This window comes from Xanthobacter wiegelii, from assembly GCF_043193855.2.
In the GTDB taxonomy this organism is placed as follows: Bacteria; Pseudomonadota; Alphaproteobacteria; order Rhizobiales; family Xanthobacteraceae; genus Xanthobacter; species Xanthobacter flavus_A.
In genome coordinates this window covers 4,583,206-4,605,476 of record NZ_CM195529.1, presented here as the reverse complement: position 1 = coordinate 4,605,476, position 22,271 = coordinate 4,583,206, and the positions used below count along the sequence as shown (strand labels likewise).

General features: G+C 70.9%; 20 protein-coding genes. 13 read left to right on the top strand and 7 right to left on the bottom strand.

All coding sequences use genetic code 11. The features are described from left to right. Positions 1 to 5 precede the first annotated feature (5 nt). The 7 genes from V5F63_RS21520 to V5F63_RS21490 all read left to right on the top strand — a co-directional run bounded on the left by V5F63_RS21520 (position 6) and on the right by V5F63_RS21490 (position 7,602). On the top strand, positions 6 to 773 hold the full coding sequence (locus V5F63_RS21520; protein WP_394101142.1) for an energy-coupling factor ABC transporter ATP-binding protein: 768 nt from the start codon (positions 6 to 8) through the stop codon (positions 771 to 773). Continuing rightward, positions 770 to 1,411, top strand: a complete 642-nt coding sequence (locus tag V5F63_RS21515; RefSeq protein ID WP_209485533.1) for an energy-coupling factor transporter transmembrane component T family protein — start codon at positions 770 to 772, stop codon at positions 1,409 to 1,411. The genes V5F63_RS21520 and V5F63_RS21515 overlap by 4 nt, the downstream gene beginning before the upstream one ends. A gap of 14 nt (positions 1,412 to 1,425) precedes the next feature. Further along, a complete protein-coding gene (locus V5F63_RS21510; protein ID WP_209485530.1) occupies positions 1,426 to 2,001 on the top strand; it encodes a biotin transporter BioY in 576 nt (191 codons plus the stop codon). Next, positions 1,998 to 3,458 (top strand): AMP-binding protein, encoded by a 1,461-nt coding sequence (locus V5F63_RS21505; protein WP_394101143.1) that lies wholly within the window; start codon positions 1,998 to 2,000, stop codon positions 3,456 to 3,458. Before V5F63_RS21510 ends, V5F63_RS21505 begins: the two co-directional genes overlap by 4 nt. Beyond that, positions 3,455 to 4,582: a thiolase family protein gene (locus V5F63_RS21500; protein ID WP_394101144.1), complete on the top strand. Its 1,128-nt coding sequence runs from the start codon at positions 3,455 to 3,457 to the stop codon at positions 4,580 to 4,582. The genes V5F63_RS21505 and V5F63_RS21500 overlap by 4 nt, the downstream gene beginning before the upstream one ends. Before the next feature lie 25 nt (positions 4,583 to 4,607). Further along, positions 4,608 to 5,468 carry a CHAD domain-containing protein gene (locus tag V5F63_RS21495; RefSeq protein ID WP_394101145.1) on the top strand — a complete coding sequence of 287 codons (861 nt, stop codon included), beginning with the start codon at positions 4,608 to 4,610 and terminating at the stop codon, positions 5,466 to 5,468. Positions 5,469 to 5,847: 379 nt separating this feature from the next. Further along, the gene (locus tag V5F63_RS21490) at positions 5,848 to 7,602 is read left to right on the top strand and encodes a PHA/PHB synthase family protein (protein ID WP_394101206.1); all 1,755 of its coding nucleotides are present in this window, start codon (positions 5,848 to 5,850) and stop codon (positions 7,600 to 7,602) included. A gap of 4 nt (positions 7,603 to 7,606) precedes the next feature. On the opposite strand, the gene V5F63_RS21485 is transcribed toward V5F63_RS21490, so the two are convergent. Next, on the bottom strand, positions 7,607 to 8,590 hold the full coding sequence (locus tag V5F63_RS21485; RefSeq protein ID WP_394101146.1) for a zinc-dependent alcohol dehydrogenase family protein: 984 nt from the start codon (positions 8,588 to 8,590) through the stop codon (positions 7,607 to 7,609). Positions 8,591 to 8,661: 71 nt separating this feature from the next. Continuing rightward, positions 8,662 to 9,639, bottom strand: coding sequence for an iron exporter MbfA (mbfA, locus tag V5F63_RS21480; RefSeq protein ID WP_209485521.1), 978 nt, complete (start codon positions 9,637 to 9,639; stop codon positions 8,662 to 8,664). Positions 9,640 to 9,742: 103 nt separating this feature from the next. Between mbfA and V5F63_RS21475 the strand changes: the two genes are divergently transcribed. Beyond that, positions 9,743 to 11,635 (top strand): heavy metal translocating P-type ATPase, encoded by a 1,893-nt coding sequence (locus tag V5F63_RS21475; protein WP_394101147.1) that lies wholly within the window; start codon positions 9,743 to 9,745, stop codon positions 11,633 to 11,635. Here the strand turns inward: V5F63_RS21475 and V5F63_RS21470 are convergent. The 4 genes from V5F63_RS21470 to V5F63_RS21455 all read right to left on the bottom strand — a co-directional run bounded on the left by V5F63_RS21470 (position 11,632) and on the right by V5F63_RS21455 (position 17,019). Beyond that, positions 11,632 to 12,738 carry an FAD-dependent oxidoreductase gene (locus V5F63_RS21470; protein WP_394101148.1) on the bottom strand — a complete coding sequence of 369 codons (1,107 nt, stop codon included), beginning with the start codon at positions 12,736 to 12,738 and terminating at the stop codon, positions 11,632 to 11,634. The genes V5F63_RS21475 and V5F63_RS21470 overlap by 4 nt on opposite strands. Next, positions 12,735 to 14,840 carry a LodA/GoxA family CTQ-dependent oxidase gene (locus V5F63_RS21465; RefSeq protein ID WP_394101149.1) on the bottom strand — a complete coding sequence of 702 codons (2,106 nt, stop codon included), beginning with the start codon at positions 14,838 to 14,840 and terminating at the stop codon, positions 12,735 to 12,737. The genes V5F63_RS21470 and V5F63_RS21465 overlap by 4 nt, the downstream gene beginning before the upstream one ends. Positions 14,841 to 14,942: 102 nt before the next feature. Continuing rightward, positions 14,943 to 16,172, bottom strand: coding sequence for an argininosuccinate synthase (locus V5F63_RS21460; RefSeq protein ID WP_209485513.1), 1,230 nt, complete (start codon positions 16,170 to 16,172; stop codon positions 14,943 to 14,945). A 97-nt stretch (positions 16,173 to 16,269) separates the two neighbouring features. After that, positions 16,270 to 17,019 carry a phosphatase PAP2 family protein gene (locus V5F63_RS21455; RefSeq protein WP_394101150.1) on the bottom strand — a complete coding sequence of 250 codons (750 nt, stop codon included), beginning with the start codon at positions 17,017 to 17,019 and terminating at the stop codon, positions 16,270 to 16,272. A gap of 110 nt (positions 17,020 to 17,129) precedes the next feature. On the opposite strand from V5F63_RS21455, the gene V5F63_RS21450 reads away from it, so the two are divergent. From V5F63_RS21450 to V5F63_RS21435, 4 genes are all read left to right on the top strand, one after another. Then, positions 17,130 to 17,744, top strand: coding sequence for a 2-hydroxychromene-2-carboxylate isomerase (locus V5F63_RS21450; protein WP_394101151.1), 615 nt, complete (start codon positions 17,130 to 17,132; stop codon positions 17,742 to 17,744). Positions 17,745 to 18,041: 297 nt separating this feature from the next. Further along, on the top strand, positions 18,042 to 18,740 hold the full coding sequence (locus V5F63_RS21445) for an orotate phosphoribosyltransferase (protein WP_209485507.1): 699 nt from the start codon (positions 18,042 to 18,044) through the stop codon (positions 18,738 to 18,740). An 8-nt stretch (positions 18,741 to 18,748) separates the two neighbouring features. Continuing rightward, complete coding sequence (locus V5F63_RS21440) at positions 18,749 to 19,819, top strand: quinone-dependent dihydroorotate dehydrogenase (protein ID WP_209485505.1); 1,071 nt, start codon at positions 18,749 to 18,751, stop codon at positions 19,817 to 19,819. A gap of 80 nt (positions 19,820 to 19,899) precedes the next feature. Next, the gene (locus V5F63_RS21435; RefSeq protein WP_394101152.1) at positions 19,900 to 20,904 is read left to right on the top strand and encodes an alpha/beta fold hydrolase; all 1,005 of its coding nucleotides are present in this window, start codon (positions 19,900 to 19,902) and stop codon (positions 20,902 to 20,904) included. Between the two features lie 18 nt (positions 20,905 to 20,922). Here the strand turns inward: V5F63_RS21435 and mscL are convergent, their stop codons facing one another. Further along, the gene (gene mscL / locus V5F63_RS21430) at positions 20,923 to 21,387 is read right to left on the bottom strand and encodes a large conductance mechanosensitive channel protein MscL (RefSeq protein ID WP_394101207.1); all 465 of its coding nucleotides are present in this window, start codon (positions 21,385 to 21,387) and stop codon (positions 20,923 to 20,925) included. A gap of 313 nt (positions 21,388 to 21,700) precedes the next feature. Between mscL and fabA the strand changes: the two genes are divergently transcribed. Continuing rightward, a complete protein-coding gene (gene fabA, locus V5F63_RS21425) occupies positions 21,701 to 22,243 on the top strand; it encodes a 3-hydroxyacyl-[acyl-carrier-protein] dehydratase FabA (protein ID WP_209489957.1) in 543 nt (180 codons plus the stop codon). Positions 22,244 to 22,271: the final 28 nt, after the last annotated feature.

Genomic DNA, 22,271 nt, shown 5'->3' with positions numbered 1-22,271 from the left:
ACGCCATGTCACAGATGCCCGCCGCCGACCCGCGCCCCGCCGCCGCGCCCTTCGCGCGGCTCGCCGGGGTCGAGGTGACGCGCGGCGCGCGGACGGTCTTCTCCAATCTCAGTCTCACCTTGTCCGAGCGGCGCATCGGCCTCGTGGGCGACAACGGCTCGGGCAAGTCCACCCTGCTGCGCCTCATCAACGGCCTGATCCTGCCGGACACGGGCACGGTGACGGTGGAGGGCCTCGACACCCGCCGCGACCGGCGCAAGCTGCCGGCGACGGTGGGCTTCGTGTTCCAGAACGTGGACCACCAGATCATCTTCCCCTCGGTGCGGGAGGAGATCGCCTTCGGCCCCATCCAGCAGGGCACGCCGAAGGCGCAGGCCAATGCGGACGCCGAGCGGCTGCTCGCCCGCCACGGCTGCGCCGGCTGGGGCGAGCGGGCGGTGGCGGATCTCTCCGAGGGGCAGAAGCAGCTCGTCTGCATCCTCTCGGCGCTGGCCGCCGACCCTTCCGTGCTGCTGCTGGACGAGCCCTTCTCCAGTCTCGACCTCACCACCCGCCTCACCCTCGCCTCCCGCCTCGGCGCGCTCGACGTGACTTTGGTGATGGCGAGCCACGACGTGGACCTGTTCGCCGGCTTCGATCGCGTCCTCTGGCTGAGGGGCGGCGAGGTGGTGGCGGATGGCGCGCCGGCCGAGGTCATCCCGCTCTACGAGGCCGATGCGCGCGCCCGCGCCGAGCGCGCCGTGGCGCGGGCGTCCGGGCGGGCCGTCCCATGATCGCCGGCTATCTCTCCGGCCGCAGCCTGCTGCATCGCCTGCCCGCCGGCGCGAAACTGATCGCGCTCGCGGTGCTCTCCGTGCTGATCGTGCCGCTGGACAGCCCGGTGCTGCTGGCCATGGCGCTCGCCGGCGTGCTCATCGTCTATTGCGGGTTCGGCCGGCCGGGGCTGCGGCGGCTCGCCCAGTGGCGGAGCCTCGCGCCGCTGCTTGTCGTGATCTTCGCGCTGCAGGTGTGGGCGGCATCCGTCGAGGTGGCGGTGGCGAGCGTGCTGCGCATCTGCGTGATGGTGCTGCTCGCCGATCTCGTCACCCTCTCCACCCGCATGCAGGACATGATGGACGCGCTGGCCCTGCCGATGCGCCCGCTCGCGCGCTTCGGGCTCGATCCCGAGCGCATCGCGCTGGCGGTGGCGCTGGTGCTGCGCTTCGTGCCGGTGCTGCTCGACACCTGGCGGGGCCGCGAGGAGGCCTGGCGCGCGCGCAGCCCACGCCGGCCTGGATTGGCGCTCGTCGGCGCCTTCTTCTCCGGCGCGCTCGCCATGTCCGATCAGGTGGCGGAAGCCCTCGACGCGCGCGGCTTCGGCGCCCCGCGCAGAACACGCCCGCCGCGCCCCACTCGCAAGTCCGGATTCTGAAAGGGGACAGACCCATGGACAGCCAGATCTTCGAGACCCGCACGCTGGTGCGCATCGCCCTCGTCGCCGCCCTCATCGCGGCGCTTGGCTTCGTGCCGCCCATCTTCCTGCCCATCGCGGCGGGTGTGCCCATCACCGCCCAGAGCCTCGGCGTGATGCTGGCCGGCCTCCTGCTCGGCGCCCGCGCGGGGGCGGCGGCGACGGGGCTGTTCGTGTTCGTGGTGCTGCTCGGCGCACCACTGCTGTCGGGCGGGCGCGGCGGCCTCGGCGTGCTGGCGAGCCCGACCGCCGGCTTCCTCATCGGCTACGTCGCCGCCGGCTTCGTGACCGGCCTCGTGGCCGAGCGGCTCGCGGCGCGCAATCTGCCGGCGCTGGCGACGGCGCTGATCGCCGCCATCACGGGCGGCATCCTCACCCTCTATGCCTTCGGCATTCCGGGAATCGCGCTGATGGCGCACATCAGCCCGCTGAAGGCGCTCATCGGCGCGTCCGTCTTCGTGCCGGGCGACCTCATCAAGGCGGTGGGCGCGGCACTGCTCGCCACCACCGTACTGCGCAACTGGTCGGTGGCGGCGCCGCACCGCCCGTGAGCATCACGCGCCACCTCGCCCGCCACGCGGTGGAGCGACCGAACGCGCCGGCCCTCACCTGCGCCGGCGAGACGCTGACCTACGCCGCCCTCGATGCGCTGGTGACGCGCTGCGCGACGCGGTTCGCGCACGCGCCGGCCGGCGGCATCGGGCTCGACCTGCCGAACGGTGCGGCGCTCGCCATCCTGTTCCTCGCCGCCGCCCGTGCGGGACGGGAGGCGCAGATCCTCGATCCCGGCTGGCCGGACAGCCAGCGCCGGGACGTGCTGGAGCGGGTCAAGCCCGGTCTGATCGTGAGCGGGAAGGCCGGCGACATCCGCCTCGCGCCGGGGCAGGGGGCGGCAGGGCTGGCCGAAGCCATCGGCGCAGATGCGGCCGCGGCGATACCCGAGCCGGCCGCCGATCTGCCTTTCTACGTGGGCTTCACCTCCGGCTCCACCGGCCTGCCCAAGGGCTATCGCCGTGCGCACCATTCGTGGACTTCGAGCTTCGATGCGGACACGGCGGAATTCGGCATCGGCGCGGAGGACGTGATCCTCGCCCCCGGCGCGCTCACCCATTCGCTCTTCCTCTATGCGCTGGCGCGGGGCCTCGATGCCGGCGCCCATGTGCTGCTCTCACCCAGCTTCCGCCCCCGTAGCGCCGCCGAGCTGGCGCGCGCCCATGGCGCGACCGTGCTCTATGGCGTGCCGACGCAGATCGCGCTGCTGCTGGACCATCTTGCCGCCGAGGGCGAGACCATGCCGGGGCTGCGGCTCGTGCTGTGCTCCGGCGCCAAATGGCCGCCGGGGCGGCGGCAGATGCTCGCGCACCTCATGCCCAACGCCGACTTCGCGGAATTCTACGGCGCCTCCGAACTCTCCTTCGTCACCGTGGCGAAGGAGGCCGAGGGCGTGCCTGCGGGCTCGGTGGGCCGCGCCTTCGCGGGCGTGCGCCTCTCCATCCGTGATGCGGCGGGGCGGCGGCTGCCGCCGGGGCGCACGGGGCGGGTGTTCGTGGCGAGCCCCTTCCTGTTCATGGACTATGCCACCGGCGACAGTCCCGACCTCTTCGTGAGCGGCGACGAGGTGAGCGTCGGCGACATGGGCTTTCTCGACGCCGCCGGCTTCCTCCACCTCGCCGGCCGGTCGCGGCGGATGATCGTCACCTCGGGCAAGAACCTTTTTCCCGAGGAGGTGGAGCGCGTGCTGGAGACCCACCCCGCCATCGCCGCCGCCGCCGTGCTGGGCGTGGCGGACGGCAAGCGCGGCGAGCGGCTGGTGGCGTTCCTGTCGCTCGCCGAGGGGGAGGCGCCCGCCCGCGCGGACCTCATCGGCTTCCTCAAGGCGCGCCTGCCCTTGTTCAAGGTGCCGCGCCTTTATGCGCGGGTGGCTGACTGGCCGCTGACGCCCACCGGCAAGACGGACTTCCCCGCGATCGCCACCCTGTGGCCTGCGCGCTGCGAGCTTCTGCCATGACGGTCGCGCTCCTCGCCGCCATGCGCACGGCGGTCGCCCCGCGCGGAGGCGCCTTTCGCGACGTGCCGGCCCACAAGCTGGCGGCGGCGCTGATCGGCCCGGTGCTGGCGGCGGCCGGTGTGGCGCCGGAGGATGTGGACGAGGTGATCCTCGGCAATGCCTTGTCCGGCGGCGGCAACATGGCCCGCGTCGCCGCGCTCGCGGCGGGATTGCCGGAGACGGTGCCGGCGCTCACCCTGGACACCCAATGCTGCTCCGGCCTCGACGCCATCCGCCTCGGCGCGGCGCGCATCATGGCGGGGGAGGCGCGCTATGTGCTGGCGGGCGGGGCCGAGAGCTTCAGCACCGCGCCGCTGCGCGCCTATCGTCCGCGCGAGAAGGACGGCGTGCCGGATTTCTATCGCCAGCCCGCTTTCACCCCCTGGCCGGAGCGCGAGATCGCGCTTGATGCCTCGGCCGCCGGCATGGCTGAGGCGGAAGGCATCATGCGCGCCGAGCAGGAGGCGTTCGCCGCCGAAAGCCACCGCCGCGCGCTGACGGTGCCGCCAGCGGATGGCGAGATCGTGCCGGTGGCGGGCCTTGCCGCCGATGCCTTCGCGCGGCGCCTGTCGCCTGCGCTCATGGCGCGGCTGCCGGTGCTTTCGGGCGACGCAACCCATGGCGTCACCGCCGCCACCGTCGCGGTGGAGGCGGATGCGGCCGCCCTTGTGCTGCTGGGGCCGGCGCAAGCGGGGGACGTGACGATTGCCGGGGGCCTCGCGCGCGGCGGTGACCCGTTCGTGCCCGCGCTCGCGCCCATAGCGGCGGTGGAGGCGTTGTGCGCCCGCCTCGGCGTTGCCGCATCCGCCGTCGATCATGTGGAACTGATGGAGGCCTATGCGGCGCAGGCCCTCGTCGCCATGAGGCGGCTGGGGCTCGATCCGGCCCGGGTGAACGCCGGGGGCGGCGCATTGGCGCGGGGCCACCCCATCGGCGCGTCGGGTGCAATCCTGGCGGTACGCAGCTATCATCGCCTGCGCGCTGGAAACGCTGGCCGCGCCCTGTGCGCCATCGCCGGTGCCGGTGGCATTGCGAGTGCCCTGATGCTGGACCGGGACGGAACCGGCCCGGCACAAGACCGTTGAGCCCCGGTTCCGGAGCCGAATGCCCATGCTGGATGTCACGACCCCCGATGCCCCACGCCCGCCGCCGCCCCGTTCCGCGGGAGACGCGCTGGCGGACGCGCTGGCGGCCACACTCGAGACGGTGGCGGCGGCGGTGGCCGATCCCGACCCCGAGGAGATGGTGCACGACGCCCGCAAGGCCATGAAGCAGTATCGCGCCCTGCTCCGCCTCATTCCGGGCGATGACGCGAAGGCCGAGCGGCGGCGCACGGCGGAGGTGGCACGCCAGCTTTCCGGCGCCCGCGACCAGGTGGCGGCCCGCGATGCGCTGGACGTGATGGCCAAGGGCGGCTTCCTCCTGGCCTGCGACCAGAGCGACGCCGAGGGGGTGCTGGGCGAGGACGCCGCCGCGGACGGCGGCGAGCATCGCGCCACGCTCGGCGGCTTCCTTGTCTCCGCCCGTGCGGCCCTTGCCGACACGCTGGCGGCGCAGGCGCGGCAGGCGGATGTGCCGAAGGGACTGGTGAAGGCCTACAGGCAGGCCCGCCGCGCCCCCTTCGACACGCCCGAGGACATGCACGAGGCGCGCAAGCGCGTCGTCACCCACCGCTATCAGATGAGCTTCCTCGCCGACGCCTTCGGCCATGGCGCCAAACGGGCGCGCGCCGCGCAGCGGCTGCGCGACCTGCTCGGCGCCTATCAGGACATCGAGACCCTGCGCCCCATGCTGGATGCGGCGGGTGACGCGCTGGCGGAGGGCACGCGGGAGCGGCTGGGCCTTGCCATGGACCGGGCGCAGAAGCGGCTGCGCAAGCGGGCGCTGCGGCAGCATGCGGCATTGTTCCGCCGCAGCGCCAAGGCCTTCCGCGACAGCTGCCGGGAGCGCGTCGGCGCGGCGTCGGATTGACGCGGATCATTGCCGGCTGAGGCTCGGCGCGGCCTGATCGTCATCAAAGCGCCGTGAGAAGCGGCAAAAGCTAAGTCAGCAAAGCTTGAGCGTCCGGCGCGATGCCGGGCGAGGCTCCGGCATCCGTTTCAAGTCCCGGGCGCTTTCCGCGTCCTGAAGAGATCGGCCGATGGTCAACCTGCCCGCCAATTCGCCCCGTATCCAGCCCCAGACCGTGGGCGGAGCGCCCGCCGTCGCGCCGGAGCCGGCCCCCGTGCCCGCCCTGCCCGCCGTGACCGCGCCGGAGGCGCCGGCGTCCGGCGCCGATCTCGCCCGCGCTGCCATGGATTTCTCCAAGCTGCCCGAGGCCGGGCGGCTGTTCGCTCAGGCCTGGGCCCGCATGGCCTGCCATGACGAGGAGGATTTCGAGCACGGCCCAGGCCCCGAAGCCCTGCGCGCGGTGGACCGCGCCGCCGCCGCCCTCTCCGCCCGCGCCACCTCCGGCCTGTCGCCCACCGCGCTCACCTTGTCGCTGATGGACTGGTGGATGCATCTTGCGGCCGCTCCCGGCAAGCAGGCGGAACTGGCGCTGAAGGCGTGGCGCAAGTCCGCCCGGCTCGGCGCCTACATGGTCGCCTCCAGCTTCGACCGGAATTTCCCCAATTGCATCCAGCCCCTGCCGGGGGATGAGCGCTTCAGCGCCCCGGCATGGCAGGACTGGCCGTTCCGCTTCTGGTCCCAGGCCTTCCTGCTGAACCAGCAATGGTGGCACAACGCCACCCACGGCGTGCCCGGCGTCGCGCCCCATAATGAGGCGGTGGTGGCCTTCGCTGCCCGCCAATTGCTGGACGTGTTCTCGCCCTCCAACTCGCCCTTCACCAATCCGGAGGTCCTGCGCCGGGCGCGGGAGACGGGCGGGCTGAATTTCGTGCAGGGTGCGCGCAATCTTCTGGAGGATGCGGCGCGCAAGTCCGCCGGCCAGCCGCCCGTGGGGGCCGAGGCGTTCGAGCCCGGCCGCACGGTGGCGGTGACGCCGGGCGAGGTGATCTTCCGCAACCACCTCGTGGAGCTGATCCAGTATCGCGCGACCACCGCGACGGTCGCCGCCGAGCCGGTGCTCATCGTGCCGGCCTGGATCATGAAATATTACATTCTCGACCTCTCGCCGGAAAATTCGTTGATCCGCTATCTCGTGTCCAAGGGCCACACGGTGTTCTGCCTGTCCTGGCGCAACGTGACGGCGGAGGACCGCGACCTCGGCTTCGACGACTACCGCCGCGACGGGGTGATGGCAGCGCTCGACGCCATCAACGCGGTGGTGCCGGGCGAGAAGGTCCACGCTGTCGGCTATTGCCTTGGCGGCACGCTCCTCTCCATCACCGCTGCCGCCATGGCGCGGGATGACGACGACCGGCTCGCCTCCGTCACGCTGTTTGCGGCGCAGACCGATTTCTCCGAGCCCGGCGAGCTGCAATTGTTCGTCGATCCCGGCGAGCTTTACACGCTCGAAAGCATGATGTGGGACCAGGGCGTCCTCTCCGCCGGCCAGATGGCCGGGGCGTTCGAGATGCTGCGCTCCAACGATCTCGTCTGGTCGCGCCTCGTCCACGAATATCTGATGGGCGAGCGCGCGGCCATGAGCGACCTGATGGCCTGGAACGCCGACGCCACCCGCATGCCTTACCGCATGCATTCCCAGTATCTGCGCCAACTGTTCCTCGACAACGACCTCGCAGCCGGCCGCTACAAGGTGGACGGGCGCCCCATCTCCCTCCAGGACATCGGCGTGCCCCTGTTCGTGGTGGGCACCGAGCGCGACCACGTGGCGCCGTGGCGCTCGGTCTACAAGATCCACCAGCTGACCGACGTGGACGTGACCTTCGTGCTGACCTCCGGCGGGCACAATGCCGGCATCGTCAGCGAGCCGGGCCACAGGCACCGGCATTTCCGCCGGCACGAGACCCGCCACGGCGACCACCATCTCGGCCCCGAACAGTGGGTGGAGGCGACGCCTGTGGAGGAGGGATCGTGGTGGCCGGCGTGGGAGGCCTGGCTGTCCGCCCGCTCCGCTCCCGGCCATGAGCTGCCGCCCTTGGGCGCGGCCGGCTATCCGGTGCTCTGCCCGGCGCCGGGTACCTATGTGATGCAGCGATAGGGTTTTAGGGCACCAGCACGGCCGCCCCTTCCAGCCGGCCGCCGCGCAAATCGTCCAGCGCGCGGTTGGCCTCGGAGAGGGGATAGGGCGTGACGTGGGTGGTGACGCCTGCTTGAGGGGCCATAGCTAGGAATTCGCGGGCGTCGGCGCGGGTGAGGTTGGCGACGGAGAGGATTTTTCGCTCCTCCCACAGCCAGCGATAGGGGAAGGCGGGAATGTCGCTCATGTGGATGCCGCCGCACACCACGCGCCCGCCCTTGCGCACCGCCTTCAGCGCCTGCGGCACCAGCTCGCCCGCCGGGGCGAAGATGAGGGCGGCGTCCAGCGGCTCCGGAGCCGGCGCGTCCGAGCCGCCGGCATAGACGGCACCGAGCGTTCGGGCGAAATCCTGCGCCCGCATATCGCCGGGCCGGGTGAAGGCGTAGATCTCCCGCCCCTGCCAGCGCGCCACCTGGGCGATGATGTGGGCGGCGGCGCCGAAGCCATAGAGGCCGATGCGCCGGCCCTCGCCCGCCATCTTCAGCGTGCGCCAGCCGATCAGCCCGGCGCAGAGCAGGGGCGCCAGCGCGATGTCCTCGCCCTCTTCGCCGAGGGGATAGACGAAGCGCGCATCCGCCACCGTGTGGCTGGCGAAGCCGCCGTCGCGGGTGCAGCCGGTGAAGACCGGCGCATCGCACAGGTTCTCCGCGCCCTCTTCGCAATAGGGGCAGCAGCCGCAGGCCCGGCCGAGCCAGCCGACGCCCACCCGCTCGCCCATCGCGAGGTGCGAGACGCCGGCGCCCATCGCCGCAACGCGCCCGACGATCTCATGGCCGGGGATGACGGGCAGCAGCGTCTGCGGCAGCTCGCCGTCCACCACATGCAGATCCGTGCGGCAGACGCCGCAGGCGCCGACGCGGATCACCACCTCGCCCGGACCGGGCACCGGGTCGGGCCGCTCCTCTGCGACGAGGGGACCGCCCGTCTGTTTCAGGACCATGGCGCGCATGAGGAGCCTCCCGCGATGGCAGGAAGCCTCTCACGCCCCGGCGCGGCGGAACATGATCTCAAGCAAGCGCGTCAGCTGCCGCCGATGAAGATGCCCGCCGCGAGCACCAGCGCGCCGCCCAGCACCACCTGGAACACGGAGCGCCAGAAGGGCGTCTCCATGTAGCGGTTCTGGATGAAGGCGATGGCCCACAGCTCGACGAACACGACGATGATGGCAATGGCCGTCGCGGTCCAGAATTCGGGGATGATGTAGGGCAGAGCGTGGCCGAGGCCGCCCACCGCCGTCATGATGCCGGAGGAGAGGCCGCGCTTCAGCGGCGAGCCGCGGCCGGAGATGACGCCGTCGTCGTGGAGCGCCTCGGTGAAGCCCATGGAGATGCCCGCGCCCACCGCCGCGGCGAGGCCGACGAGCAGGGTGGTGTGGGAATTCTGCGTGGCGAAGGCGGTGGCGAAGATGGGCGCCAGCGTCGAGACCGAGCCGTCCATGAGGCCGGCGAGGCCCGGCTGCACAAAGGTGAGCAGGAACTGGCGACGGGCCTTGTCGTCCTCTTCCTTCTTCTTGTCGGCCGGCAGATAGCGATCGGCGAGGTTGCCCGCGATCTCCTCGTGCTGCAGTTCCACCTGATAGAGGTTTTCCAGCAGCTTGCGCGTGCCGGGATCGGACGCCTTCTGCTGCGCCTTCAGATAGAAGCCGGCGGATTCGTCCTCCATCCGCCCCACCTCGGCGCGGATGCGCTCGATGCCGAGGTTCACCACCGCCCAGACCGGCCGGCGGCTGTAATAGCCGGCGATGCTCTCGCGGCGGATCAGCGGCACGGTGCCGCCGTAGCGCCTCTCATATTCGCGGGTGAGGCTCGTCTGGTGGCCGCGCTCCTGCGCCGCCATGCTCTCGAACACCTTGGCCGTGTCGGGATACTCGCCACGCAGTGCCTCGGCATATTCCGTGTAGATGCGCGCGTCGTCTTCCTCCGACGAGACGGCGAGGGCGAGGATCTCCCGCTCAGACAGGTCCGAAAAACGGCGGCGGCCGGGGAAAAGCGAGATCATCCCGGGTGACTCCAATTTAGAATTTTTCTAATGATCTAGATAACGCGCATAAGCGCAACGGCAATGCGACGGAATCGCCGCAGGCCGGGCATGAGGGAGCGACATGCCGGAACCAGCACGGGCCGACATCCAAGCGGCGGGCGCGGCCGGGCGCAACCGCTACCTTCTGCTCGCCGCCGCCGTGCTGCCCCTCGCCGTGGGGCTGCTGCTCCAGCTCATGGGGATGAAGGGGGCCGCCTCGGCCGCCTTCGCCGTGGGCACGGCGCCGGTTCTGGCGGTGCTGCTTATCGACATCGCCTGGTCCCTGCGCGCGGGCCGGTTCGGCCTCGACGTGCTGGCCGCCCTCTCCATGGCCGCGGCTCTGGCCTTCGGCGAGCCCCTGGCCGGCAACGTGGTCGCCCTCATGTATGCGGGCGGCCAGCAGCTGGAGCGGTTCGCGGAAGGCCGTGCCCGGCGGGAGATGACCGCCCTTGCCGCCCGCGCCCCGCGCGACGCGGTGCTGCATCTCGATGGCGGGCTGGTGGTGGTTGCGGCGGTGGATCTGGTGGCCGGCGACCGTGTGCTGGTGCGCTCCGGCGACACCGTGCCCGCCGACGGCGCGGTGCTCGGCGGTCCGGCGGTGCTCGACCTCTCCTCGCTCACCGGCGAGACGCGTCCGGCGCGGCTGGAGGATGGCGAGGAGGCGCCCTCCGGCGCGGTCAATGCGGGCGACGCCTTCGATCTCGCCATCCTGCGGCCGGCGGCGGACAGCACCTATGCGGGCATCGTGCGCCTGGTGGAGGCGGCCGCCTCCAGCCGTGCGCCCATGGTGCGCCTCGCCGACCGCTACGCGCTCGCCTTCGTCCTCGTCTCCCTCGCCCTCGCCATCGGCGCGGCGATCCTCGCGCACGATCCGCGCCGGGCGCTGGCGGTGCTGGTGGTGGCGACGCCCTGTCCGCTCATCCTCGCCGTGCCGGTGGCGCTCATGGCCGGGCTCTCGCGGGCGGCGAAGCGCGGCGTGCTGGTGAAGAGCGGCGGCGCGCTGGAGAAGCTCGCCCGCGTCCGCGCTTTGGTGGTGGACAAGACCGGCACCCTCACCCACGGCCGCGCCGAGCTGGAAGAGGTGCGCACCGCGCCGGATTTCGAGCCGGAGGAGGTGCTGCGCCTCGCCGCGTCGCTGGATCAGGCGTCGAGCCATGTGGTGGCGCGGGCGCTCGTCCATGCCGCGCACGACCGGGACCTCGCCCTTTCGCCGCCCCGCGCGGTGAAGGAAGATGGCGGGGCCGGGCTGGAAGGATGGGTCGAGGGCCATGCCGTCGCCGTGGGCGGCACCGCCTATGTCGCGGCCCGTGCCTCCGGCGACTGGAGCGCGCTGCGCGCCCACCTTCCTCCCGCCAGCGCGGTGGTGGCGGTGGCCATCGACGGCCGGCCGGCCGGGCTGCTGCTGTTCGCCGATCCGGTACGCGACGACGCGGCCGACATGATCGCCGCCTTGCGTCGCGGCGGCGTGCAGCATGTGGCGCTCGCCTCCGGCGACCGGACCGAGGCGGTGGATGCGGTGGGCCGCGACCTCGGCCTCGACGCCTGGACCGGGGAGCTGAAGCCCGAAGGCAAGATCGCGCAAATCGCCCTGTCGCGCGAGGCCGCCAACGGCGGCGCGGTGATGATGGTGGGCGACGGGGTGAATGACGCGCCCGCGCTCGCCGCCGCCGACATCGGCGTCGCGCTGGGCGCGCGGGGCGCGGCGGCCTCCGCCGAGGTGGCGGATGCGGTGCTGCTGGTGGACCGGCTCGACCGCCTCGCCGAGGCCATGGCCATCGCCCGCCGCTCCCTCGCCATCGCGCGGCAGAGCGTGCGCTGGGGCATCGGCCTGTCGCTCGTGGGCATGGTGGCGGCGGCGTTCGGCTATCTCCAGCCGGTGCAGGGCGCGCTGCTGCAAGAGGCCATCGACGTGGTGGTCATCCTCAACGCCTTGCGCGTGCTCATTCCGGGACCGGGCGAGGGCGCCGAGACCTAGGCCGCCGCCTGAACCTGCCGGCGGCGCCAGAAGGGCGCGTCAGGCCAGCGGGTCTCGCCGGCATAGAAGCCCGCGCGCAGCCGCACGCCGGCGGTGAAGCGGGCGAAAATCCTGTCCTGATAGGCGTTGAACGCGCCTTCATCTCCCATCTGCGCGCCGGCGATGGCGTCGGCGGCGGCGATGCCCTCCTCCAGCGCGCGGGTGAGGCCTTGCGAGAGGAGAGGATCGAGGCTGGCGGCTGCATCGCCCACGGCGAGCCAGCCGGGTCCCGCCACGGCGCTGAGGATGGCGGTGGGGGCGATGGCGATGCGGGGCGGCGCTTGCTCGTCCAGTGGGCGGCCGCGCGCGATCTGTGGCCCGATGAGGTGGGTTGCGGCGAGGGCGGCGCGGAAGGCGGCGCCATCGGTGAACCGCGCGCCGGGATCGGCGGCGAGGCCCACCACCGCCCGCCCGCCGGGGATACGGCTCGCATACCACCAGCCGTCCGGAACGGATTCGAGGAAGGTGCGGGCGGGCATCGCCTCCGGCGCCCCGAGGGGAAGAACCGTCCAGTGGAAGGCCAGGGCGTCCACCGCGTTGCGTGCCACCTTCAGGCTGCGCAAGGCCGCCGCGCGCACGCCGCTCGCGTCCACCACCAGAGTGGCCGTGACCTCGAACGGCTCGTCCGCGCCATCGAAGCGGAGGCGGTGGCCCGTCCCCTCCTGCGTCATCGCGCGCAGGCGGCCGGGGTGGAGGCGCACGCTGCACGCCATCGCCTCCGCCCTGAGATCGGCGTCGAAGCCGGCGCGGTCGAGATGCCAGCCGCCGCCGAAGGGGTTGGCGAAGCCGTCATTGTGGTGCGGCGCGGCCTTGCCCCAGACGGCGGTCGCACCCAGCGACAGCAGGTGCCCGCGCGCCGTGCAGCGCTCCATGAGGCCGAGGCGGGAGAGCAGCGGCAGGGCGGCGCCGGGAATGGTCTCGCCGATGCGCGGGCCGTCGGTCGCCCCGGCCTCGAACAGCGTGACATCGCTGATGCCGCGCCGCGCCAGCGCGATGGCCGTGGCGCAGCCGGCGGGGCCGGCGCCGATGATGGCGACGCCCACCCGCTCCGGCGCGCCGCTCACGGGGCCGGCGGCGAGTTGAAGGTGGGCCAGGGGGCGACCATCTGGCTTGTGTCGGTCTCGAAGAAGCACGCGACTTCGAGGAACGGGTCTTCCGCCGTGGCCGGGCGGGCATCCGGGTTGATGCGGCTCGCCTGCACCACGAAGCCCACCTTGTGCCAGTTGACGAGGAAATCGGCCGCCTTCTGGAAGCGCCCGGCGTTGGCCGGGTAGATCGTCGTCGTCCCCGCGCCGCGCACCGCGTAGAGCTGGCGCCCCGGCGTCCATCCTGTGCCGGGATTGAAGCGCGCCAGCGCCTGCGGATAGACCGCCACCGGCCGCTCGGCTGGCCATGACCAGTAGAGCGTCTGGTCGGTGTTGGAGGGGCTCTCCGGCGGGTGGGAGGCGCAGTGGTTGTAGTCCGTGTGCCAGGGCGCGGCCATGAACTTGGAGAAGTCGCCCGGCTCCAGCGGGATGGGGCGCAGGGGGATGTAGCCCACGGTGAGGAACGCGCGGTCGGGGCGCGCCTTTGAATAATCGAGCGGCGCGGCGTTGAGGCGGAACGGCCCGCCGGGCGTCGTCGCCCAGTCCTGGATGAACAGGTTCGGGTCGCGCACCGGATAGGATACCTCGATGCCGGGGCTGAAGCGTCCGCCGAGGCAATTGGCCAGCGCCACCCGGTCCATTTCCTCCCCATCCCCCAGCTTCAGGCGCCGCTCGGGGGTGAACACGCCTTTGTGCCACTGCCGCAGCAGATAATATTGCGTTGGCGTGAGGGTGAGGAAGGGACGGTCCGTGTCGCCCAGCGCCAGCGGCATCATGGGCGTGCCCGCAGCGAGGCTCGCCGGATTGTCGGGATTGCGGATCAGGCCGTCGAAATCCGGGATCTTGTCGGTGGGCCGGTCAGCGGGGGTGATGGCGCCGATGCGGTTGTGGGCGGCGATGGCCGGCGCCGGCAGATTGGTGTTCCAGCGCTGCAGCATCACCGCGTGGAACAGGGGGCGGGCATCATCCGCGAAGGAGGCGGCAAAGCCCGGCCGGAAGGTGCCATCCGCGTACAGCGCCGGCTCCAGTGCCAATTGGCGGACGAAGGTGTCGTAGACCTCGTCCCAGGCGGTGACCACGTTGCGCGTCTGCGGCGCGAAGCCCGGGTCGCCGCACATGACCCAGGCCGGCGCGGCCATGAGCGAGGAGCCGTCCTCGAAGATGATGCGGGCGGAGACCGGGCCGTCGCCGATGTCGTCGAACCAGCTGGTGTTCTCCGCCCCGCTGCGCTCGTTCACGTTGGGACGACCCTCGGGCGTCATGATGCCCACCGTCGCGCCGAAGCCGCCGGCGAGGATCAGCCGGCCCGTGCCGGCCTCCACCCGCATGTCGCCGAGGCTGGTCAGCGGATCGGCCGGGATGTGCAGGGTGAAATGGTCCTGCGGGAAGCTCACCGGATAGTCCGGCAGCGCCCGCACCGTCCCCCCGTCGCCGAGGCAGCTCGCGGGCGTGCCATGGGCGAAGGCGGTGACGCGGCTCTGATCCGCGCGGGCGGAAAGGGCGCGCGGGCCGGGATCGATGACGAGGCGCCGGAGGCGGTCCGGGCTGTCGAGGGGGCCGTCCTGCGGGCGGCGGATAGGCATCAGCCGGCCATCGGCGAAGCCGGCGAGGGCCGGGAAATGGCCGGGCGTGTCCTCCATGGAGAAGCAGTTCAGCTTCTTGTTGGCGATGTGCGCCTGCCACACGATGTCGGTGACACGCTTGCCGCCGATGAGCGCGCCCAGCGTGACCTCGGTGCTCTCACCGGTCGGCCAGCCGGAGCCGGTATAGGCGTAAATTCGGAAGCGCACCGCCTGCCGCTTCAGCCGGCCCTGCCCGTCGCGAAACCCGTCCGCGGTGATGGGTCTTCCGGTTGTGGCATCGAGGGGCAGGCCGCCCCACAGGCCGTCGCCGGAGGACGGCAGTTCTCCGGCCGCCGTCTCGGGGGCGAGGTAATAGTCCGGGCTGTTGCCGACGCGGGCGATGCCGATGGCGGGATGGATGCGCAGCACAGGCGGGGCATTATCGGCCGCGGCGAGGCCGGAGGTGGCGGCAAGCAGGGTCGTGCCTGCTGCGCCTTTCAGAAGGTCCCGACGATCCATGATTCCGCCCCCGAAACGGGACGGAGTGTGTCCGATCGAACCTCTGGCGCAAAGCGCAAACTGCGCCGTGCGCCAGAGACGGAACCCCGCTCGGGGAGATCCCTATTCGGAGATCTTGCGGGCGCGCGAGCCCAGCGTGCGCAGGCGCAGGGCGTTGAGCTTGATGAAGCCAGCGGCGTCGCGGTGGTCGTAGGCGACGGCGCCTTCCTCGAACGTCACAAGCTCCTGATTGTAGAGCGAATAGGGGCTCTTGCGGCCGATGACGGTGGCGTTGCCCTTGTAGAGCTTCACCGTCACCTCGCCGGTCACATAGGCCTGCGAGTAATCGATCGCCGCCTGCAGCATCTCGCGCTCGGGGGAGAACCAGAAGCCGTTATAGATCAGCTCCGCATAGCGGGGCATCAGCTCGTCCTTGAGGTGCGCCGCGCCGCGGTCGAGCGTGATGCTCTCGATGCCGCGATGTGCGGCCAGCAGGATGGTGCCGCCGGGGGTCTCGTAGATGCCGCGGCTCTTCATGCCGACGAAGCGGTTCTCCACGAGGTCGAGGCGGCCGATGCCGTTGGCCTTGCCCAGCTCGTTGAGCTTGGTGAGCAGGGTGGCGGGGGAGAGCGCCTCGCCGTTGATGGCCACCGCGTCGCCCTTGTCGAAGGCGATGGTGATGAGGGTGGCCTCGTCGGGGGCTTCCTCCGGCGAGATGGTGCGCTGGTAGACATATTCCGGCGCGTCGTCGGCCGGGTCTTCCAGCACCTTGCCCTCGGAGGAGGAGTGCAGGAGGTTCGCGTCCACCGAGAAGGGCGCCTCGCCGCGCTTGTCCTTGGCGATGGGGATCTGGTGCGCCTCGGCGAACTCCAGCAGGCGGGTGCGGGAGGTCAGGTCCCACTCGCGCCAGGGGGCGATGACGGTGATGTCCGGCTCGAGGGCGTAGTAGCCCAGCTCGAAGCGCACCTGGTCGTTGCCCTTGCCGGTGGCGCCGTGGGACACCGCGTCCGCACCCATCTTACGGGCGATCTCGATCTGCTTCTTGGCGATCAGGGGACGGGCGATGGAGGTGCCGAGCAGGTACAGCCCTTCATACAGCGCATTGGCGCGGAACATGGGGAACACATAGTCCCGCACGAATTCCTCGCGCACGTCCTCGATGAAGATGTTCTCGGGCTTGATGCCGAGCAGCTCCGCCTTCTTGCGCGCCGGCTCCAGCTCCTCGCCCTGGCCGAGGTCGGCGGTGAAGGTGATGACCTCGCAATTATAGGTAGTCTGGAGCCACTTCAGGATGACCGAGGTGTCGAGCCCGCCGGAATAGGCCAGCACCACCTTCTTCACGTCACGCGCCATCACGTCTCTCGGATGTTCGGGGAAAATCGGCGCGGACTATAGGCGCGCGCGGCGCGCTGGCAAGCCGTCTCGGTCAAGGATGGGGACGGGGCGCCCGTCAGGTCCTGCCAAGAAGCCGGCGCAGGCCCGCCTGAAGCGCGAGGCCGGCGTTGCCGATGGCGTCTTCCACAGAGGCATCGGTGGGGCTGCGTGGCCGGTCGTAGAGCCACAGCCGCATGCCGACGATGAGCAGGATGACCAGAACGCCGGAAAACACCACGTCGGTGAAGAAGTGGCCGCCGAAGGCGATGCGCAATCCCCCGGCCAGCGCGCCGAAGGAGACCGCCGCGACCATCGCCACCGCCCCCGCCGGTCCGGGCACGAGGCTCGCAGGGGCGACGAGCCAGAAGCCGAGGGACCCTTCGCCCGAGACAAAGGAGCAGTTGGTGGGGCAGGTGCCGTCGGTGGCATACCAGGGGCGGAAGGCGTCCTTGCCGCCGAAGGTATCCACGTGCACCGGGCGCGGCCGGCCCCAATGCTCTTTCAGGATGCCGTTGACGAGAAGGCCCGGCCCCAGCGCCATGGTAACGGCGAGCAGCACCGCCGCCCGCGCCGGCATGAACATTTTGCCCCGGGGAAAAATGAGCTTGAGGATGATGGCGGCGAAGGCCGGGCCGGCGAAGATCCAGGGCAGCCAGTTGGCGAGGGTCCGTACTTTGGCAGCCCAGCCGAGGCCGGCGACGCCGAACACGTGGCGCGTGGCGTTCCAGAACAGGCCGGAGATGGCCAGGTCCCACTCAGGGAACACGGTGAACAGGATCGCCACGGCGGCCCCGATCACCAGCGCGAAGAACAGCACCCACTTCACCGCGTCGCCAGCTCCATTCCGGGATTGATCCAGCCGATTGATCCAGACCCTTGCACGCCGGGGCCGCCCCGCCGCACTCTTCCGCCGCGATGTACAGGCCGGAGGAGCCCATGGCCAGCGGCAGCCTCGATTTCTACTACGAGTTCGCCTCGCCCTATTCCTACCTCGCCGCCTGCCGCATCGCCTCCTTGGCCGAGCTGGCGGACGTGCGGGTGAACTGGAAGCCCTTCCTGCTCGGCCCCATCTTCGCCGCGCAGGGCTACACAAGCTCGCCGTTCAACGTCTATCCCCTGAAGGGCGCGCATATGTGGCGGGATCTCGACCGCCTCGCGAGCGCCCAGCGCCTGCCGCCCATCACCAGGCCCGCGACCTTTCCGGCCAACGGGCTCCTGGCGGCGCGTGTGGCGATCCACCTCAACGACGCCTGCCGGCCCGCCTTCACCCGCGCCTTGTTCTCCGCCGAATTCGCTCAGGGCCGCGACATTTCGGACCGGGAGACCGTCCGGCAGGTGCTCGCCGGTCTCGGCCATTTCTGGGACGAGGTGATCGCCGACGCCGAATCCGAGGTGAACAAGGCGCGCCTGCGCGCCCAGACCGAGGAGGCGCAGGCCCGCGGCGTATTCGGCGCCCCCACCTTCTTCACCGCCGATGGCGAGCTGTTCTGGGGCAACGACCGGCTGGAGATGGCGCTGGAGCACGCCCGGCGCCTCGCCCGGGCGGCGTGAGCCGCCCGTCGTGCATCATCTGCGGCGTAAGCGGGAGGCGCGTTCAAGGCTCGACCCCCCTCGGGTCTGTCATCCCCCGCCTTGTGCGGGGGATCCACACCGCCGCCGTGCGCGCTGTCGGGATTTTTATCCTGACGAATGGAGACGTGGATCCTCCGGACAGGCCGGGGGATGACACCACTCTCCCGAGGACGCGCCTTTTTCCCGCGCCGCGTCACCGGGCCTGTCGCAATGCCGCCCGGCTCTGATATATGCGCGTCACACACAAGCGACGAAACCGCGACGAAGGCTTTCCCCATGGCGAATGTCACTGCTTTCCCGGACAAGGCTACCATCGCCGAGCAGACGGCGCGGATGCTGCTCGAGGTCGAGGCGGTGCGCTTTTCCTCGGGAGAGCCCTTCATCTTCACGTCGGGCTGGGCGAGCCCGGTCTATATCGACTGCCGCCGCCTCATCTCCTTCCCGCGCGTGCGCCAGACGCTGGTGGACTTCGGCATCTCCACCATCTACCGCGACATCGGCTACGAGCAGTTCGACACGGTGGCGGGCGGCGAGACGGCGGGCATTCCCTTCGCCGCCTGGGTCGCGGACCGGATGATGCTGCCCATGCAGTATGTGCGCAAGAAGCCCAAGGGCTTCGGCCGCAACGCCCAGATCGAGGGCCACCTCGCCCCCGGCGAGCGGGTGCTGCTGGTCGAGGACCTGACCACCGACGGCAAGAGCAAGGTCAATTTCGTCAACGCCTTGCGTGACGCCGGGGCGGAGTGCTCGCACTGCTTCGTGTTCTTCTATTACGACATCTTCTCCGAGGCGGCGGGCATCCTGGACGGCGCCGGCCTCAGCCTCCACCGCCTCGCCACCTGGTGGGACGTGCTGGCGCAGGTGAAGAAGATGAACCGCTTCGAATCCAAGCAGGTGGCCGAGATCGAATCGTTCCTCAACGATCCGCATGCCTGGTCCAAGGCCCACGGCGGCACCGCCACCACCGGCGAGTGACGCCCTAGATGGAACTCTACGCCCTCGTTCGGCCCTTGCTCGGGCTGGTGACCCCCGAGCGCGCGCACGGCTATGCCGTCCGCGCCCTTGCGAAGGGTCTGATGCCGGACCTCTCCGGCCATGACGACCCGGTGCTCGCGACCCGCGTCTGGGGCCTCGATTTCCCCAATCCCGTGGGCCTCGCCGCCGGCTTCGACAAGCATTGCGAGGTGGCGGACGGCCTTTTGAAGATGGGCTTCGGCTTTGCCGAGATGGGCACGGTCACACCGCGCCCGCAGCCCGGCAATCCGCAGCCGCGCCTATTCCGGCTGGAAGAGGACGAGGCGGTCATCAACCGCTTCGGCTTCAACAGCGAGGGCCTCGCCCCCTTCGTCTACCGGCTGGCCAAGCGCCGCTCGGCGGGCGGCAAGGGCATCCTCGGCGCCAACGTGGGGAAGAACAAGGAGAGCGAGGACACGCTGGAGGATTACGCCGCCGGCGTGTCCGCCACCTGCCGGCTCGCCGATTATATCGTGTGCAACATCTCCTCCCCCAACACGCCGGGCCTGCGCGCCCTGCAGGCGCGGGCGGAGATGGAGGCGCTGCTTGCCCACCTCGTCGGCGTGCGCAACGCCTCGGTGCCGGACCCCAAGGAGCGCCCGCCGCTGCTGGTGAAGGTCGCGCCCGACCTCGACGACGCAGGCCTCGCCGACGTGGCCGAGGTGGCGTTGGAGACTGGCATCGACGGCATCATCATGGGCAACACCACCCTGTCGCGCCCGCCGAGCCTGAAGAGCGGGCACAAAGGCGAGGCCGGTGGCCTCTCCGGCAAGCCGCTCATGACGCTCTCGACCGAGCGGCTGGGCGCGCTCTACCGCCTCGTGGGCGGCAGGATTCCGGTCATCGGCTCGGGCGGTATCAGCTCGGGCGCGGATGCCTATGCCAAGATCCGGGCGGGGGCGAGCCTCGTGCAGCTCTATTCGGCGCTGGTGTTCCACGGCCCCGGCCTTGTCGGCCGCATCAAGACGGACCTCGCCGCCCGCCTGAAGGCCGATGGCTTCGCCCATGTGGCGGATGCGGTGGGCGCGGATTTCCGCTGATCCTGTCCGGTGGCGCGCCGCTTGACCGCGGCGGCTACTATGATACCCGTGACGCTCCTTCCTCCTGACGGCGGGGCACCATGGCCGGGCTGGATCGACGCGCCTTCCTCTCTCTCCTCGGCGCGGCGGCGTTCGCCGCGCCTGCCGTCGCCCGGCCGGCGGTCTTCCCACCGGCGGAGCGGGAGCTGATGGTTCCGGTCAAGGGCGGGCGGGTCTACGTCCGCACCAACGGGACGAGCGCGGGCGGCCGGCTGCCGGTGCTGCTCCTCCACGGCGGGCCGGGCGGGATGCATTCCACCTTCCACGACCCGCTGGAACTGGCGGACGAGCGCATGGTGGTGCTCTGCGACCAGCTCGACAGTGGCCGCTCCGACCATCCCGATGATCCCGCCAACTGGACCGTCGCGCGCTTCGCCGACGAGATCGATGCCGTCGGCGCCGCTTTGGGCCTGCCGCGCTTTCATGTGCTCGGCCACAGCTGGGGCGCGACCATCGCCCTGGAATGGGCGGCGCGCCAGCCGGCGACGCTGGCCGGGCTGGTGCTGGCCAGCCCTTATATCTCGGGGAAAAGCTGGATCGCGGATGTCGCCGCCCGCCGCGCCGCGCTCCCCGCCGACGTGCAGAAGGTGATCGACGCCTGCGAGGGCACCGCCCCGCCCCCGCCGGCCACCTGCGATGCGGCGTCGGGGGCCTTCTACGCCGCCTTCAACCGGCGCGAGCCGCTGCCCGCCATGCGCAAGACCTATGAGACGGCGCACAATCTGAAGCTCAACGAAAAGCTCTACGTGGCCATGAACGGCGCCGGCGAGTTCACCCAGACCGGCACGCTGAAGGATTATGACGGAGAGCCGTTCTTGGCGCGCCTCGACGGGGCACGCACATTGTTCGTCGTCGGCCAATATGACGAGACGCGCATCTCCACCGTCGCGGCCTTCGCGGAGCAGGTGCCCGGCGGCGCCGAGTTCGCGGTGATCCCCGGCGCCGCCCACGGCATCTTCAACGACCGCCCCGACGAGTCGGTGGCGGTGGTGCGGGGTTTCCTCAAGCGGCAGGACGCGCTGGCGGCGCAGGGTGCGAAGCCCTGAGCCGGCCCGCGTCCGCGCTCACATCGTCGGCGGTGCCGGGGGCGCGGGGGGCGCCGGGGGGCGGGCGGCGGGCCGGTCGGAAGCGAGCAGGTCGCGAATCTCCATCAGCAGGGCTTCGCTCTTGGTTGGCGCGGCGGGCGGCTTGCCGGCCTCGGCCCGGCGTAGCGCATTGATGCCGCGCACCACCAGGAAGAGCACGCCCGCCACGATGATGAAATTGATGGCGATCGTAATGAAGGACCCATACGCCAGTACCGCACCCTGTTTCTTCGCGTCGGCGAGGTTGTCGGCGGTCACGGTCTTGGAGAGCGGAACGAAATAGTTCGAGAAGTCCAGCCCGCCCGTGACGGCGCCGATCACCGGCATGAACACGTCGCCCACCAGCGAGGTGACGATGTTGCCGAATGCCGCGCCGATGATGACGCCGACGGCGAGGTCCACCACGTTGCCGCGGACCGCGAACTCCTTGAATTCCTTCAAAATCGGCATGCCATGCTCCAGCCAGTGTCGCGTGGGGGCGCTCGCCATGGGGCACCGGGTCGTTCTGCCCCCGCGCCATAGCATACCCCCTCGCCCCTGACGGCAACGTTCGCGCAGCCGATCCGGTTCGCCCGGCGCGGCCGGATAACGCGCGCATCGTGCCGCGCGTGACGCTTTCATGACTTTGAGCGCGCCCTTGCCTATGTTAGGGAGTGCCCGCCACCGATGGCGGGGGCGGGCCTTCCGGGCTCATCAACAGCAACCCCCGGCTGCCCTTCCGGACAGTACAGGGGAACAAATGGCGACACTGGCAAGAATGGCGGACCGGCAGACCAGCTTCGATTATGAGGATCTCCTCGCGTGCGGACGTGGCGAGCTGTTCGGGGCCGGAAACGCGCAATTGCCGCTGCCGCCCATGCTGATGTTCGACCGCATCACCGAAATTTCGGAGACCGGCGGCGAATTCGGCAAGGGCATGGTGCGCGCCGAGCTGGACGTGAACCCGGACCTCTGGTTCTTCGCCTGCCACTTCAAGGGCGATCCCGTGATGCCCGGCTGCCTCGGCCTTGACGCCCTGTGGCAGCTCGTGGGCTTCCATCTCGGCTGGCTCGGATCGTCCGGCCGCGGCCGGGCGCTGGGCCTCGGCGAACTGAAATTTTCCGGCCAGGTGCTCCCAGGCGTGAAGAAGGTGGTCTACGGCATCGAGTTCAAGCGCGTCATGCGCTCCAAGCTCGTGCTCGGGATCGCCGACGGCTGGCTGGCGGCGGACGGCGAGGTGATCTACCGCGCCAAGGATCTGAAGGTGGGCCTGTTCCAGGCCGAGACGGCACCCCAGCCCGCAGGCGCCGCGAGCGCCTGACAAGGCCTCGCCACGATCTGCGGCGACA